At 62.9% G+C, this 14,990-nt stretch carries 11 protein-coding genes and 1 tRNA gene; 8 read left to right on the top strand and 4 right to left on the bottom strand.

Annotation, left to right across the window (positions count from 1 at the left end; genetic code table 11):
• Window positions 1–457 precede the first annotated feature (457 nt).
• Entirely contained in the window at window positions 458–949 is a 492-nt protein-coding gene (locus WFR25_RS18330; protein WP_043149995.1) for a DUF736 domain-containing protein, read from the top strand.
• An 80-nt stretch (window positions 950–1,029) separates the two neighbouring features.
• Window positions 1,030–2,043: a DUF2493 domain-containing protein gene (locus WFR25_RS18325; RefSeq protein WP_048577629.1), complete on the top strand. Its 1,014-nt coding sequence runs from the start codon at window positions 1,030–1,032 to the stop codon at window positions 2,041–2,043.
• Window positions 2,044–2,194: 151 nt separating this feature from the next.
• Here WFR25_RS18325 and WFR25_RS18320 read toward each other — a convergent pair whose 3' ends face one another.
• The gene (locus tag WFR25_RS18320; RefSeq protein WP_272799424.1) at window positions 2,195–2,551 is read right to left on the bottom strand and encodes a hypothetical protein; all 357 of its coding nucleotides are present in this window, start codon (window positions 2,549–2,551) and stop codon (window positions 2,195–2,197) included.
• Window positions 2,552–3,017: 466 nt separating this feature from the next.
• Here WFR25_RS18320 and WFR25_RS18315 point away from each other — a divergent pair, with 466 nt between their 5' ends.
• The 5 genes from WFR25_RS18315 (at window position 3,018) to WFR25_RS18295 (ending at window position 10,897) form a co-directional block, all read left to right on the top strand.
• Window positions 3,018–3,320: a hypothetical protein gene (locus WFR25_RS18315; RefSeq protein WP_272799423.1), complete on the top strand. Its 303-nt coding sequence runs from the start codon at window positions 3,018–3,020 to the stop codon at window positions 3,318–3,320.
• Entirely contained in the window at window positions 3,317–5,362 is a 2,046-nt protein-coding gene (locus WFR25_RS18310; protein ID WP_272799421.1) for a type IV secretion system DNA-binding domain-containing protein, read from the top strand. The genes WFR25_RS18315 and WFR25_RS18310 overlap by 4 nt, the downstream gene beginning before the upstream one ends.
• Window positions 5,359–8,343: a MobF family relaxase gene (gene mobF, locus WFR25_RS18305; RefSeq protein ID WP_336972849.1), complete on the top strand. Its 2,985-nt coding sequence runs from the start codon at window positions 5,359–5,361 to the stop codon at window positions 8,341–8,343. The genes WFR25_RS18310 and mobF overlap by 4 nt, the downstream gene beginning before the upstream one ends.
• Window positions 8,333–8,866, top strand: coding sequence for a lytic transglycosylase domain-containing protein (locus WFR25_RS18300; protein WP_048577633.1), 534 nt, complete (start codon window positions 8,333–8,335; stop codon window positions 8,864–8,866). The genes mobF and WFR25_RS18300 overlap by 11 nt, the downstream gene beginning before the upstream one ends.
• A gap of 462 nt (window positions 8,867–9,328) precedes the next feature.
• Complete coding sequence (locus WFR25_RS18295) at window positions 9,329–10,897, top strand: recombinase family protein (RefSeq protein WP_082166248.1); 1,569 nt, start codon at window positions 9,329–9,331, stop codon at window positions 10,895–10,897.
• On the opposite strand, the gene WFR25_RS18290 is transcribed toward WFR25_RS18295, so the two are convergent.
• The 3 genes from WFR25_RS18290 to moaA form a co-directional block, all read right to left on the bottom strand.
• Window positions 10,883–10,957 (bottom strand) — tRNA-Asn (locus WFR25_RS18290). The genes WFR25_RS18295 and WFR25_RS18290 overlap by 15 nt on opposite strands.
• Before the next feature lie 79 nt (window positions 10,958–11,036).
• The gene (locus WFR25_RS18285; protein WP_336974971.1) at window positions 11,037–11,813 is read right to left on the bottom strand and encodes an NAD kinase; all 777 of its coding nucleotides are present in this window, start codon (window positions 11,811–11,813) and stop codon (window positions 11,037–11,039) included.
• A gap of 11 nt (window positions 11,814–11,824) precedes the next feature.
• On the bottom strand, window positions 11,825–12,841 hold the full coding sequence (gene moaA, locus WFR25_RS18280; protein ID WP_336972848.1) for a GTP 3',8-cyclase MoaA: 1,017 nt from the start codon (window positions 12,839–12,841) through the stop codon (window positions 11,825–11,827).
• A 126-nt stretch (window positions 12,842–12,967) separates the two neighbouring features.
• Between moaA and WFR25_RS18275 the strand changes: the two genes are divergently transcribed.
• A complete protein-coding gene (locus tag WFR25_RS18275; RefSeq protein ID WP_336972847.1) occupies window positions 12,968–14,989 on the top strand; it encodes a putative bifunctional diguanylate cyclase/phosphodiesterase in 2,022 nt (673 codons plus the stop codon).
• The last annotated feature ends 1 nt before the right edge of the window (window position 14,990 follow it).

Here is a 14,990-nt window from a genome sequence, read left to right as displayed (position 1 = left end):
ACATGGGTCACTTCTCAGTGGAAATTACTGGCTTCCCCGGGTCACTTCTCAACGGCAATCAACAAAAGCTACGCTAGGCGAAAAGGGGCCGGCGATGTTTGTCTGTTTTCAACAGAAGCGCCGGCCCCTTTTCGCCAAGCTTCGCTAGAGCCCCTCCCGTGCTTCTTGCGGACAAGAGCCCCGCCCTGCGCCTTCGGACCTGCGAGGGCGGCTCCGGGTGCGATGACGATCGAGCCGGCCCACGCTCCCTTTCCATTCAAGCGGAACCGACTGCTGCGCGGCCGGTGCGTCTTCGTCATTTGTGGGCCGCTGACGCGGCCGTCTGTGCTCGGGCTCACCAGGCACGATGAAAATCTGTCAATAAATCAATAACATGGAAGTAATGGAGGGGAGGGAGTAGGGTTTGGATGCGGCCGGGAAAGAAAAACGGACCGCACCCAAGAGAAAGGATGAAGTCATGAAGATCGGTAGCTTCAAATTCGACGAGCGCGCCAGCGACATTATCGGCAAGATCGCCACTCGCGAGATGCGCTTTCCCTACCTCATCATGCGCCGTGTCGAGGATCGACAGAGCGACAGCGCCCCCGTCTATGAAATCTACGAGACGAACCGCGCGGGCGACGAAATCCAGATCGGTGTCGTCTGGGAACGCAAGATGCGCTCCAATGACGAGGTGTTCCTGTCCGGCATGGTCGACGATCCGAGTTTCCGCGAGCCGCTCCCCATCGCCTTGTTCGGGGACGAAACGAACGGCTTCGATGTCCAGTGGCGGCGCGAACGCGAGCGCGAGGCGCAGGGCGGCGGCTTCGGCGGGCGCTCCAATGGCGGACAACGACAGGGCGGTTTCGGAGGCCGGTCAGGTGGCGGTTTCTCCGGCGGCAGCACCGCAGGGGCAGGCGGCGAATATACCGGAGGCGGACGCGGCCTTGACGATGAGGTGCCCTTCTAAGCGGCACTAAAGGCGGGCCGGGGGAGCGCTGGAACGCTTCCCCGGTCCTGAACCGTCACCCGACCAAAGGAGTCCATCCCATGAGCAAGCCAACGGCCTTGCGCAGCGTTAGCAACTTTGCCGACCTGCCGGAACTCTATGCCGAACTCACCGCAACCCCCGATTTCGTGGCGTCGTTCGGCGATCCCTTGCCTCTTACCATTATCGACGCGGGCGAGGAACCCGCCGAACACACCATGCCCAACCCGCTCGCGGCGCAGGCGGAATGCGGCGGGATCATCGCCGCCATTTTCGACCTGCTGGACGATACGCGATTGGACCCGCTTGCGCCGGAACTCGCATGGGGCTTCGTCAACAGCTTTCACTTCGTCGCGAACAAGCTGGAAAGCCGGGAGGACAGGCTGGCCGATACGATCCGCGACATGGCCCGCCGTCTGGAACCGGGCGAGGTGTTCAACAAGGAATTGGAAGACACCCAGCTTGAATGCCAGTCGGTCGCCGAACAGCGCGCGGCAATGGAAGCCATGCGCGACTATGCCGCCGCCATGTTTCGCGCCTATGCCGGTCGCCCTTGGTCTCCGGCCAAAGGCTCGCGCGCATCCCATGTCACCACCGCCAGCCAGATTTCCGCGCTCGACTTCCTGCGCGCACGATCCGAGCGGCGGCGCGATCGCTACGACCCGCAAGGCCCCGTCGTCGTCGTTTCCGGCCCGCAGGACTGGCACGACTGGCGCGTCATCTGGAACAGGCTCGACCAGATCAGGGCGCGCATCCCGCACATGGTGCTTGTCACCACCGGGCAGCGCGCCGGTGTGGACGCCGCCGCCGCCGCATGGGCAGCGCAGCGCGGTGCCGTCTGTATCGCGTTCGGCCTCTATGGACGCGGCAAGGGCAAGGGCTTCAAGCGCAACCGCGACATTGCCGAGCTTATGCCGGTCGAGGCGCTGCTGTGCGAAGGTTCCGGCATCCAGTCGAGCCTCTATGACCTGCTCAACCCGGAGAAGGGCCACCGCGTGCCCACGCATGTTTTCATGAGGACCGATCAGGAACCCGATGTGCCGATCAAGCGCAAGCGCCGCGTCATAGCGGCCTGATCGGACGAACACCGAACGAGAGGGACCGGCGCGGCACACCGCAGCCGGTCCCTTGTCGTGCTTGTCGCACGAGCGGGGGAAACCCGAACGGTTTCCCCCGCGTCGCTCCTTTTGCCGGGCGTTCCGCCCGCCAACGTCGCTCCCCTTTCCGCTAAGGCTGCACCGTCGCCTGGCTCGCTCCTCCGGCCTCCGATCCGGGCGGCGGCGTGGCGCCGGACTTCCCCCGCGCGGCGGCACCAGTCTTGACCGGCAAACCCCGTGCGGGCGGATCATCGGACGCAGCGGGAAGCGCCTTCAAGGCTGCCAGCGCGGCACCACCGCCGACCCTGATCGCTTGGCCGAGGACATCGCGAAACTCGCGCTCGCTCAAGCGTTCAACCGCAAGCTCGGTCGCGAGCCTCCCATAATGCGCCCGCAATCCGCGCCGCACCGTCTCGGCTTCTTGCGCGAGGTTGCGCTGGTCGGCCTCGATCTTCGCGAGCCGTTCCCGTTCCGTCATCTTGGGCATGTTTGGACTCCTTCTAGGAAGGAGGTCTGCTCGCCAGTCCCGACTATTCATCAAGGAGCTTTCGCTTGCAACGCCTTCCCGCCAACAGAGCGCAGTCGATCAAGCGCGGCTCCCCTGCCGGGAGGACCCGCGCCGATCGGGATCGACGGGCGCAGCGGGCAAGCGCGCTGCGGGCGAGGGACGCACGCCGGAGGCGGGTGTAATGCACCCCACGCACGGGTGCTGCGGGCGCGAATCGCCAGGAATTCCGCCATTTTCCGAGGGCACAGAGCGGCTGTCGATCGGGCACTGATCGGCTGCCGCCGGCAGCCAGGCCCGGAATGATGCGGGCCTAAGCGATTGATCTCGCTTGGCACTCACTGGCTGCCACCGGCAGTTTCGATAAATTGTTGAGATCACGGCGTAAATCGGCTATAAGGGTGACGCTTCACCACGTTGCTGGCGTGCCGGACAAGGAGTCCGCCGCTTGGCACGCATCACTATTCGCATCGACGATGACCTCTATGCGCGCCTTTCTATCCAGGCGCGCAATGCCGGTCTCGGCGCCGCGACCTATTGTCGCGACATCCTCGAACGCTTCGAAGGCACAGATCCTTCGGGCTACCATGCCCGCTTCGATGAGCTCCATGCGACGGTCATCCAGGCCTTCGCCATCCTCGCCACGTCTGTCGGCGAGCGGTCGCCCGACATCCTCCAGAAGGGACTGGGCGAGGCGCGCCGGCTCCTCCGCGAAAGGGGGCTGCTCGATCCCGAGCAGGACCGGCCATGAGCATCTTCCGCCACGACACGCTGGGCTCCTGGACCCGCGGCGGGCAAGCCATCGTCCACAACGTCCGGATGACCACCCAGGTCTTCTACCAGACCTTCCTTGCAGGACTGGTCATCTGGATCGGTGGGATCATCTGGTACGCGCTTGAGAAATCCTCAGAGTATGAGCGCTTCGTTCTGGTGAAGCTCGGCCAGGCGGCCTTCATGGGGGACACTGTTCCCGGCAACGCGACCCCGATCCTCTTCAAGACTCCGGCGGGCAAGCAGTATTGGACGACGCCGAAGGGCTTGCTCGACTCCGGTGTTGCCCACAAGACGCTCGCTGCCTTCGAGACCTACCTGCTACACGGTGCAGCGCTCTCCGGGCTTTTCGCCCTCGCCATGCTCTTCTGGGCCTGGTTCTATTTCACCCGAACGGGGAGAGGGCTTGGCTCCAACCAGTTCCTGCGCGGCGCGCGCTTTGGAACCGTTCGGCAGGTTCGCCGCGCGCTCTGGCGCTACGCCAGGGGCAGCTTCGAAATCGGCGGCGTCAACGTGCCCGACGCCTTCGAACCGGAGCACATTCTCATCTGCGGCGCTCCGGGCACCGGCAAGACCAACATCATCGTCAAGATGCTCGACGGCATCCGCAAGCGGAAGCGCCGCGCCATCGTCTATGACACTGCCGGAACCTTCGTCGAGAAATTCTACCGGCCCGGTATCGACGTGCTGTTGAACCCGCTCGACGCCCGGGCGGATTGCTGGTCGCCCTGGGTCGATGTTCCTCGCGACTATCACTACGACCAGATCGCCGAGTCCACGATCCCGGACAAGACTGGCGATCCCTTCTGGGCAAAGGCCGCGCGCGGGACTCTGGTCGCCGTCCTGCGGAAGTTGGCGCGCCAGGAACGGACTCTCGTCTCGATCCTGCTCGACACGCTGCTGCGCTCCAAGCTGAAGGACCTCGCTGCTTTCGCCGCCGGCACCGATGCGGCGGCGTTCATCTCGACCGAAGGCGAGCGTACCAGCGCCGGCATCCAGGCCGAGCTCGCCTCCGTCATGCGCAGCTTCTCCTATCTCGACGATACCGCCGACGGCTTCTCGATCCGCGACTGGGTTGCCAACGAAAGGGACGACAGCTGGCTCTTCATCACCGTGAAGGCGGACCAGCTTCCCTCGCTCCGCCCCCTGATCACGGTGTGGCTCGACATCGCGATCAGCGCGATCATGAGTATGACAGCCGATCGCAGCCGCCGCCTCTATTGCGTCATCGACGAGTTGCCGACGCTCCAGCGTCTGCCCTCGCTCGGCGACTTCCTTGCCCGCGCCCGGAAATACGGCGGCTGCGGCATCCTCGGTTTTCAGAGCTACCCTCAGCTCGAGGCGACTTACGGCATCCAGGACGCCGCAGCGATCACCGGCTACTGCTCGACGTGGGTGGCGCTCAGAGCCAACGACACCCCGACCGCAAAGCATGTCAGCGAGAACCTCGGCCAGGTCGAGCAGGTCGAGGCAAACGAAGGCATGTCCTATGGCGTGAACGACATGCGCGACGGTGTGAACCTCTCGCGCATGCAGGTGACGCGGCCCCTGGTCATGCACACCGAGGTCACCAACCTGCCCAATCTGGTGGGCTATCTGCGCTTCGGACGCAGCCTGCCGGTGGTCCGGTTCGAGGACAGCTACCATAAGGTCGCTTCTGTCGCCGATGCGTTCGAGGAGCGCGGAGCACCGCCCATTCGGCTGGCGGTCGCGGTCCCACCGGCGCCGCCTATTTCGGTTACGCCGCCGCCTCCGGCTAAGCCGAGGGCGGGCACCCAGAAGCGACGCCGGCCCGATCCAAAGGCGCACGAGGCCGAGCTGCCACTTCCTCCGCCACCAGAAGAGACAGGAACATCGGATGGCGCCCCAAGTGCTGGTCCGATGTCGCCGTCCCATCCGAACGGGGACAACGAACCGGCACCCACTTCACCCCCGCTTGAGCTGTTCGGCAAGCCCGCGGGATTTCGCCTCAGCCAGCACGGCCGCCATGACGGCGCCCGCAACACAGCGAGGCCGGCATGATCAATCCCATCCGCCTGAAGGGGAAACCCGCGAACATCGCCCGCTACTATACCGTCGGCGACTATTACACCAAAGGTGCCGACGAGCACTCCGAATGGGGTGGCAAGATCGCCGCCGAACTCGGCCTTGAAGGGAAGGTCGATCCCGGCGTTTTCAAGGAGCTTCTTGCCGGCAAGGTTGGTGATCAACAGCTTGGCCGTCGCCGCAAGGATGGCAACATCCAGCATCATCCGGGCTGGGATTTCGCGGTCAACGCTCCGAAATCGGTCTCGATCATGGCGCTCGTGGCAGGCGATGATCGTATCGTACAGGCGCATGAGCGGGCGGTCGGGGTCGCGCTCTCCTACCTCGAAGAGCATGCCACAATGCGGCATCGCGTCGATAGAGAGGTTGTCGAGAAGACGACCGGGCGCCTGATCTACGCTCGTTTCACGGAACATGCGTCGCGCGAGCTCGATCCTCATCTTCACACCCATGTCGTCGTCATGAACATCACCGATGAACGTGATGGCGCAAAGAAGGTCAGCCTCGAGACGCGCGCCATGTTCGCCGAGCAGATGGCAGCGGGACAGGTCTATCGGAACGAACTGGCGCACCTTCTCAAGGAGCTTGGTTATGAGGTCGAGTTCGATCCCCGGCGCGGCCTCTTCGAAATCAAGGGCGTTCCCAGGGATCTGATCACCGAGATGTCCCAGCGCGCCGAGCAGATCGAAGCTCATGCGAAGGAACATGGTCTGACCGGGCAGGCGGCGCGGCAGCAGGCCTTCTACGTTACCCGCGGTCCAAAGCAGAAGGTGTCGCTCGAAGACCTGCACCTGCGATGGGATGGTCGACTTGGCCAACATGCCGAGGCGGTGAATGAGACTCGCGCGAGCGCCGACCGAGCCGGCCAGCGGAAGATCGAAGTCGAGCTCGCGACCGCTGCACGCGCAATGCTCTTCGGCCTTCGCCAGTCTGAAGGCAAGGAAGCGGTCAACAATCTCGGGCGACTGTTGCAGACCGCATTGGCCTCGCATGTCGGGGAGGTTCGCCTCTCGGACATCCGACCCGTCGTCGAGGAACATCAGGCGCGGGCCAAGCTCCTGGAAACCCGGCATCGCACTGGTGACGAAATCCACACGCGCGGCCGAACCACACGGAAGACGGCCCGCCTGGAAATGGCATTGTCGGACCATCTGGCGCTCGCCCTAAACGACGCGCGGCCACTCGCATCCGTCGAGGCGCTCCGCGACGCCGGGATTGCCCACAATCTCTTGTCAGAGCAGAGAACGGCGCTTCTCCATATCGGCACGACCGACCATCGGGTTGTTGCCGTGCACGGTGTGGCCGGCTCCGGAAAGTCGACCATCATCGGCGCATTACGCGAAGCCGTAGGGGAGAGTGCCACCCTGATAGCATTGGCTCCCACCTCATCGGCTGCCGGTGAATTGGGTCAAAAAGCCAATATCGAATCGCGCACGGTGGCGAGTCTGCTCGCCACCGGCGGGGCGAGGCTCGACGACAGCCATGTCCTCTTGATCGACGAAGCCGGGCAGCTCGGTAACCGCCAGGCGATCCGTCTACTCGAGATCAGCCGGACCACCGGCGCGCGTATCATCCTGCTCGGTGACACCCGTCAGACAGGAGCAATCGAGCAGGGCAAACCCTTCTGGCTGATGATGCGATTGGGTATGCCCAGGGCGGAGCTGAAGGATCCAATCCGCCAGCAAGACGACAAGATCATGCAGGCCGTCCGGCTGGCCCGTCTCCAGAATTATGACGGTTCGATCGGGGCCCTGGACAAGGTCATTAGCGGCGAAACCAGCGAGAAGCTTGCGGAGTCTCTGGTCGCTGATTGGACGCGCCTGACGCCCGAGGGACGGGCGAAGACCAACATCCTGGTGCTGGAGAATGCCACCCGCCTGATCGTCAACACCAAGGTCCGCGAAGCTCTAAAAACCGAGGACGCCATCGCGGCCGAAGAGACTCGGCTTTCAATCCTGTCACCCTCCGGCATGTCCGACCAGGAGAAGCATTTCGCGCGCTTCTATTCCCGAGGACAGGTCGTGGTGTTCTCCCGCGACAATGTTGGGCTCGGGATCGCCCGGGATGCCGAATACAAGGTGATTGGGGTCGGGCGGGATGCTCGCGGACGCCAGACAGTCAATCTGGTCGATGAGCATGGCCGAAGCATCCATTGGGACCCCCGGCTAGGGCGGGCCTCCCAGATCAATGTGTTCAGGGAAGAAGCGCGCGTTCTTGCCGCCGGCGATCGGATCCAGTGGCGTCTGGTCAACAAGGATCTGGATCTCAAAAATGCCGAGCGCGGCACCGTCGAGCGACTCGACGGTACCCTCGCGACAATCCGCTGGGATCGAGACGGCAGGAACCAGGAGATCGATCTGTCTCAGCACAAGAACTGGGACCATGGTTACGGCGAAACCGTTTATTCCGCGCAGTCCAAGACCTACGATCGGGTCTACGTCCTTGCGCCGGTGAATTCGCCGCTCGTCACTGGCCAGAACTATTACACCGCCATCACCCGCGCGAGGTTCGGCGCGAAGCTTTGGACAGAGGACCGGAAGCGGCTGGTCGAAAAGCTGAAACAGCGCTCGGGCGAGAAGACCTCTTCGCTCCAGGGTCTGGGACGGATCGAACGGGACAGCGTCAGGGGCCGGACGGCCCGCCACGGGGAACGCTGGGATCGGCTCCGAGCCGAGCAGCGTACCGATCGCGAGGCCCGCGAGGCCCGCGAGGATCGGTCCGCGGCGCAACGAGAACCCTCGGAAATCTCTCGTCCGAGGGGGATAGCCAAACGCATCGCCAGCCGTGCTCAGTCCGCAGCGACCATTCTGGATCGATGGATTGTCTCGCTGCTCGACCGAAGTCCCGCCCAAGCAGAGGATCACGAAGACGGGCGGTCCGCTACGACCGCGCCGCGACCGGCTCCTGAATCTGCCCACGCGCCCTCCCAGGATCACGACGCCGGCCATGATCGCTAACGCCAGACATACCCGCCGGCTTCTGACGCTGCTCATCCTGATTGTTGCTCCAGCGGGCGCGAATGCGCGGCCTGTGGCGGCGGCTATTCACGAGGCTCGCATAGGTGACTGCATTCGGCAGGCATCAGGCGGCCGTGCTTGGCTTGAAAAAACCTTATGGGGTCTGCGCGACCAAGAGGCAGGCTGGATCGGTGCCGAAATCGCCAACACCAACGGCACGCATGACCTCGGTCCACTTCAGGTCAACAGCTTCTGGGTGCCGAAGCTCGCTAATGCTGTGGGTCGCCCGCCCGCCGACGTGCGCGCTTGGCTGATTCGCGATCCATGCTTCAACGTGCAGGCGGCGAGATGGATATTCCTCAAAGGCCTGTCCGTAACACGCGACTATTGGAAAGCGGTCGGCGTCTATCATAGTCCAACGGCTTGGCGACAGCGAAGGTATGCCGCCGCCGTATCGCGCCATCTGGCGAATCGCTTCGGTAGCCGCGTCTTTGGCTCTGATCGCTCGTCGGTGAAGCAATGAGGCGGACCAGGCTCGATTCCACCACCTATGGAGAGGCGAAACCTGTCTCCGATGAGGTAGACGAGACGGCGCGCGTGCCTTTCGTGGATGAACCGTCCGGCAGAGAGGACCGTTGGACGGTCAGGAGAGGCGCGCTGTCGCGGCAGTTAGTTCTCGATGCTCAGGCGCTCTTCGAGCAGAGAATGCAACGGCAAGTCTCCGAAAACGGGGCCAGAAACATGCTAGGCAATCTCGCCGATTATGTCTGGATGCTCGTCGAGTGGGAGGTGTCCGCCGTTGATCCGACCGCAGCGATCCGGGAAAAGAACCCTCGGGGCAAACCCCGTGGACGGTCTCGGAAATCCGATTATGAAAAGCGAAGACAGTCACGTCGATCGCCACCCACATAATTATGTCCTTCGCCGTTTAGTGGAGGGAAGGGGGGGGATGGGACGGCGTTTGTTAGGATTCAGGACAGAGAAAATGGCACGCCCACGTAAACCCAAAGCGCAGCAAACTGGTCGGGGACGCCCCGCCGGAACCGAGAAGGCTGTCCTCTATGCTCGCGTATCTACCGCTGAGCAGGAAAAGGAAGGCTTCTCGATCGACGCCCAGGTGGCTCTAGTGCGTGAATACGCCGAGCGCATGGGTCTCCTCATCGTCGAGCAGTACGTAGACGTTGAAACCGCCAAAAAAACGGGTCGAACTCAGTTTGAGGCGATGCTCAAGTATCTTCGCGGGCATCCAGGCGTCCGACATCTGCTGGTGGAAAAGACGGACAGGCTCTATCGCAACATCAAAGACTGGGTAACGCTTGATGGGTTCGACATCGAGCTCCATCTGGTCAAGGAAGGAACGGTCCTCTCTCGCGATTCGCGCTCTTCGGAAAAGTTCATGCATGGGATCAAGGTTCTCATGGCCAAGAACTATGTGGACAATCTGTCCGAAGAGGCCCGCAAGGGCATGCTGGAGAAGGCGAAGCAGGGCATCTGGCCCTCTCAGGCGCCTTTGGGGTATCTCAACGTCGTCGGGCCTCTTGGGAAGAAAATTATCGTTCCTGACCCCGACCTCGCACCCATCGTAACCCGCGTCTTCGAATGGTTCGAGACTGGCGATTATGCTCTGAAGGACGTTACACAAAAAGCGAGAGCTGCCGGCCTCCGCTATCGTCGCAGCCAACGGCCGGTTGGAATCAGCACAATCCACTACATGCTTCGGAACCGGCTCTACGCAGGGGCTTTCGAGTGGGCAGGACGCCTTTTTCAGGGAACCCATGAGCCGATCGTAACCCGTGAGACATGGGAGAACGTCCAGGAGGTTCTGGACGGTCGCAGCGCGAGCAATGTTCGTGCCGAGCCATTACGATTTGCGTTCACGGGCCTTATCACGTGCGGACACTGTGGGTGTGCGGTCGTGGCTCAGATGCAGCGTGGCCGCTACATTTATTACCACTGTTCCGGATTCAAGCAGAAATGCCCTGAGAAGTACGTCCGAGAGGAAGCCTTAGCAAAGGCATTTTCGGAGCAACTCGCCCGTTTGCACATGGATGACGAGGTCTTCTCGCTCATCGAGCGGGCTATTCGCGAATCTCATACAGATAAGAGCCGGGAGCGGGTTGAGGCGATTGCCCGACTGCGGGCAGACGCCGATCGGCTACAGCACCGCCTGGACACTCTTTATGTCGATAATCTTGACGGTCGGATATCGAGCGACATGCATGATCGAATGGCAGCGACGTGGCGCGAAGAGCGGGCGGTCTGTCTACGGCGACTAGATGCCCTCCACAATGCGGAAGACGCTTTCGTCGACGATGGTATCGCGCTGCTGAATCTTGCTCGGAAGGCTCACTCAACCTTCAACCTACAGTCACAAAACGGCAAAAACATCGCTTTGAATCTGTTGGTTTTGAACAGCACGTGGGCAAACGGCCAGCTGACGGTCACCTTCCGCGAACCATTTGATATGCTTGAGAAAATTGTGTCTGGAGCCCCGCCCGCCGAGCCCCCGACCGGGTCGGGTGGCTCTGGAGTTTCAAGTTGGCTCCCCGAGTAGGATTCGAACCTACGGCCATTCGATTAACAGTCGAATGCTCTACCGCTGAGCTATCGGGGAGCAGCCCGACTTTCGCCGGGCAGGCCGCGCCTATAGCAGCGAGATTCGACAAAGCGCAAGCGGTAAAAAGACAAGTTTTTTACGCGATGAACTGCTCGGCGGCGATGCGGTCGTCCAGCGTATGTTCGGGGTCAAACAACAAGGTTAACGGGGTGGCGCGATCAATCTTTACGTCCACGCTGGCGATGTCGCGCACTTCGCGCTGGTCGGCGACCGCACTGACCGGGCGCTTGACCGGGTCAAGTATGCGAAAGCGAATCGCGGTATTTTCGGGCAAGATGGCACCGCGCCAGCGGCGCGGACGAAAGGGGCTGATCGGCGTCAACGCGACCAAGCCGGAGCCGAGCGGCAGGATGGGGCCATGGGCCGATAGATTATAGGCGGTCGACCCCGCAGGAGTCGCGACCAGCACGCCATCGCAAACCAACTCCGGCAGGACGATGCGATCGTTGACCGCGACCTCCAGCTTGGCGGTCTGGCGGGTTTCGCGCAGCAGCGACACTTCATTGATGGCGGGGATAGAGAAGCGCTCTCCATCCACCGTGTCCACCGTCATCCTTAGCGGATTGACCTTGAACGCCTTGGCCGCCTGCATACGCTGTTCCAGCCGTTCCAGCCGCCATTCGTTCATCAAAAAGCCGACCGTGCCCAGGTTCATGCCAAAGATTGGCACGATCCGGCGGCTTTCCAACATGGCGTGCAGGGTCTGGAGCATGAAGCCGTCGCCACCCAATGCAACGATCATCTCGGCCTGTTCGACCGGCACGAAGTCATAGGCGGCGCGCAGCCTCTCCTCCGCAGCCTTGGAAGCCTGGGTGGGGGACGCGACAAGGGCGCGCCGTACTTCCATGTTCATACTGTCATAACTCACCCACCCGTGACGCTCATGTGGCGGTGTGTGGCGGCAGGCCGTTCGTCGGGGCCGATCGCAAATTCATGACGCAGCGGTTTTGCGCCGAGCGCCCGGTCGATCAGCGGATCCAGCGCATCGGCGCCGCCCGTGCGGAAGGCGGTCTTCAGATCGACATGATCTTCATGTCCAAGGCACATGAAGATGCGCCCTTCACATGTCATCCGCATCCGGTTGCAATCGGCGCAAAAATTATGGGTAAGCGGGGTGATAGTGCCCAGGCGCACGTTGAGGCCATCGACCGCGAAATAGCGTGCCGGGCCACCGGTTCGTGCGCTCATTGGCGTCAGTAGATGGCGCGCGCGGACAGGCTTCAACGCCTCGTCCATCGGCAGATAATGGTCGGTGCGATCCTCGCCGGTTTCACCCAGAGGCATGGTTTCGATCAGCGTCAGATCATGTCCCTGCGCGTCGCACCAGTGCAGCATCGGCAGAATTATGTCCTGATTCAGCCCTTTGAGCGCAACCATATTGATCTTGACGGTCAAACCAGCCGCTTTCGCCGCTTCAAGCCCGGTCATGACCTGGCTGATGTCCCCGCCGCGGGTGATATGGGAAAAGACAGCGGGATCGAGCGTGTCGAGGCTGACATTGATCCGGCGGATACCCGCGCCGAACAGATTCTCCGCATGGGCGGCAAGGTGCGTGCCATTGGTCGTAAGCGTCAGTTCCTTGAGCGACCCGTCATCCAGATGTCGCCCGATCCGCCGCGCAAGGTCGGTAAAGTCGCGCCGCACCAGCGGTTCGCCGCCCGACAGGCGGATTTTGCTGACGCCGCGCGCAATGAAGCGGTCGGCGATCAGTCCGATTTCTTCCAGCGTCAGAATTTCGTTGCGAGGCAGAAAGGTCATCCGCTCCGCCATGCAGTAGCGGCAACGCAGGTCGCAACGGTCGGTGACGGAAATGCGCAGATAGTCGATCCGGCGGCCAAAACCGTCGGTCAGATGTGCGCGTTGGAGATCTGTGACGGCCATTCGCAATAGTTAGGCTATGCCCGTGCCCCACGCAAGGCGCGCCGCCGTCTGTCTGACGGTTGCCGTTGGGCTCGCAGGTGGGTACGCCATGCGAGGCGCGACGGGATCAGGGGGAGGCGATACAAGGTGGAAGCAGGCGCGGTTCATACGGATTGGCATAACAGCCTGTTCATCCTGTCGCCTGGCGACCGCGACGGCCTGACCCAGATCGCTCAAGAGGCGGGCTGGACTGCCATTGCAGCGCGGCGTCCCGCTGGAGCCGTTCAACGATTTTTGGCTAGTGACGCCCTGATCGCGCTGGTCGATCTGCGGGGTGAGCAGGATGTGGAGCGCCTGATCGCACCACTCGCCCAAGCTATCGAAGCCAGCGGCGGCGCGCTTGTCGCCCTGCTGGAGGCAGGGGATGTGGTGCGCGCGGCCGAATGTCTTTCGGCGGGGGCGACGCATTTCCTGGCCTCTCCCATATCGATAGAGCTGCTGCGGGTGACGTTGATGTCCGCCCGGACGCTCGCCGACCGGTTGGGTGGCGGCACGGCGCAGGCGCGGCAGACGACGGGCATGTTGCGGACCGATGCGCTGACTTGGCGATTGGACCGGGCGCGCGGACGGGTGCAGTTGAGCGACACATTGCGCCAGGCGCTGGAGCTGGATCGCGATGATGTCACCCCCGCAATGTTGCTGCGGCGGCTGGACCGAGGCGAACGACGCGTGGTACTGACCGCCTTGCGCGGGATGATGCAGTCGGGGCGGCTGGGCACTTTCGCACATGCGGTGCCGGGGCGCGGAGCCGATCGTCTGGTCCATCATCTGCGGGCGGGGGTCGGCGCGATCATCGCGGACGTCGAATTATTGGCGCAAGGGCGGGATCGCGACCCGACAATGCGTGACTATCTGACCGGCCTCTATACGCGACAGGGCGCAGTTGGCTGGATCGAGCGTCAGGGCGAACGCGATGTCAGCGTGATCCTGCTTTCGCTCAGCCAGTTCGACCGGATGAACGCTGCTTATGGCCAGATGGCGGGCGATGCCCTGCTGGGCCGCATCGCGCGGCGGATCGAGCGAATGGCGGAGGAAGTCGCTGGACCAGGCACGCTGGTGGCTCGGGTCGCGGGCACGGAGTTCCTGATCGGCCTGACCGGGGAGGCGGCTTCGAGCGAGCGAGCGATCTTTCTGGCGCGGCGCTTGATCGGAGCGATCGGGCGGCCGTTCAGCGCGGGCGATCATCTTATCCGGCTGACGGCGCGCTGTGGCATTGCCCAGAAACGGCTGGAGGATGACGCCAGCCAGTTGATCCGCCGGGCGGGCACGGCGCTGGCCGACGCGCGGCAGGCAGGCGGCGAGGGGATTCGCATCCTGTCCGCCGACAAGCGTAGTCGGCAGGTGGATGCCGACCAGTTGGAAACCGATCTGCGGCTGGCGCTGGATCGTGGTGAGATCGGCATCGTGTTCCAGCCGCAATATCCGATGAATCAGGAGCGGATCAGCGGCGTCGAGGCGCTCGCCCGCTGGAACCATCCGCGTTACGGTCCGTTGGGCGCGGGCATATTGTTCGCGACGGCCGAGCGGTCTGATTATATGTTGCCGCTGTCCGCCCATATCCAGGCAGAGGCACTGCGGCAGGCGGCAGGCTGGCCCGTGCCACTGTCGGACCTGCGCCTGTCGATCAACGTCACTGCCGCTGACCTCGCCCAGCCCGCCTTCATGCCGGACCTGTTGGCGCAGGTGGACCGCAGCGGCTTTCCGCGGGCGCGGTTGACGGTGGAGATTACCGAGAGCGGGCTGATCGAGGATGTCGATGCCGCCGCCGCGCTGCTGACGGCGCTGCGGGACGCGGGGCTGGCAGTGGCGATCGACGATTTCGGGACGGGCTATTCCAGCCTCGCCTATCTGAAAAGCCTGCCGCTCGATTATCTGAAGATCGACAGCGGGCTGGCGCAGGATATTGCCGGATCAGCGCGGGACAGGATCATCGTGCGCGGAGTTATTCACATGGCCAAGTCGCTGGGGCTGAAGGTCATCGCCGAAGGAGTGGAGACAGAGCAGCAGCGTGACCTGCTCTCACGCGAAGGGTGCGATTTTTATCAGGGGTTCCTGCGGTCGGCGGGGATCGGGTCTGAGGAATTGGTGACGCTGGTTATGGGCCGCTAAG

It is taken from the genome of Sphingobium aromaticiconvertens (assembly GCF_037154075.1).
GTDB lineage: Bacteria > Pseudomonadota > Alphaproteobacteria > Sphingomonadales > Sphingomonadaceae > Sphingobium > Sphingobium aromaticiconvertens.
Note: the sequence above shows the minus strand (reverse complement) of the source record. Positions and strands in the feature narration are given on the sequence as shown.

Excerpts from the sequence above, each read along its gene's own strand:
- WFR25_RS18330 (WP_043149995.1), top strand. The coding sequence starts at position 458 with ATGAAGATCGGTAGCTTCAAATTCGACGAGCGCGCCAGCGACATTATC.
- WFR25_RS18325 (WP_048577629.1), top strand. The coding sequence starts at position 1,030 with ATGAGCAAGCCAACGGCCTTGCGCAGCGTTAGCAACTTTGCCGACCTG.
- WFR25_RS18320 (WP_272799424.1), bottom strand. The coding sequence starts at position 2,551 with ATGCCCAAGATGACGGAACGGGAACGGCTCGCGAAGATCGAGGCCGAC.
- WFR25_RS18310 (WP_272799421.1), top strand. The coding sequence starts at position 3,317 with ATGAGCATCTTCCGCCACGACACGCTGGGCTCCTGGACCCGCGGCGGG.
- mobF (WP_336972849.1), top strand. The coding sequence starts at position 5,359 with ATGATCAATCCCATCCGCCTGAAGGGGAAACCCGCGAACATCGCCCGC.
- WFR25_RS18300 (WP_048577633.1), top strand. The coding sequence starts at position 8,333 with ATGATCGCTAACGCCAGACATACCCGCCGGCTTCTGACGCTGCTCATC.
- WFR25_RS18295 (WP_082166248.1), top strand. The coding sequence starts at position 9,329 with ATGGCACGCCCACGTAAACCCAAAGCGCAGCAAACTGGTCGGGGACGC.
- WFR25_RS18285 (WP_336974971.1), bottom strand. The coding sequence starts at position 11,813 with ATGAACATGGAAGTACGGCGCGCCCTTGTCGCGTCCCCCACCCAGGCT.
- moaA (WP_336972848.1), bottom strand. The coding sequence starts at position 12,841 with ATGGCCGTCACAGATCTCCAACGCGCACATCTGACCGACGGTTTTGGC.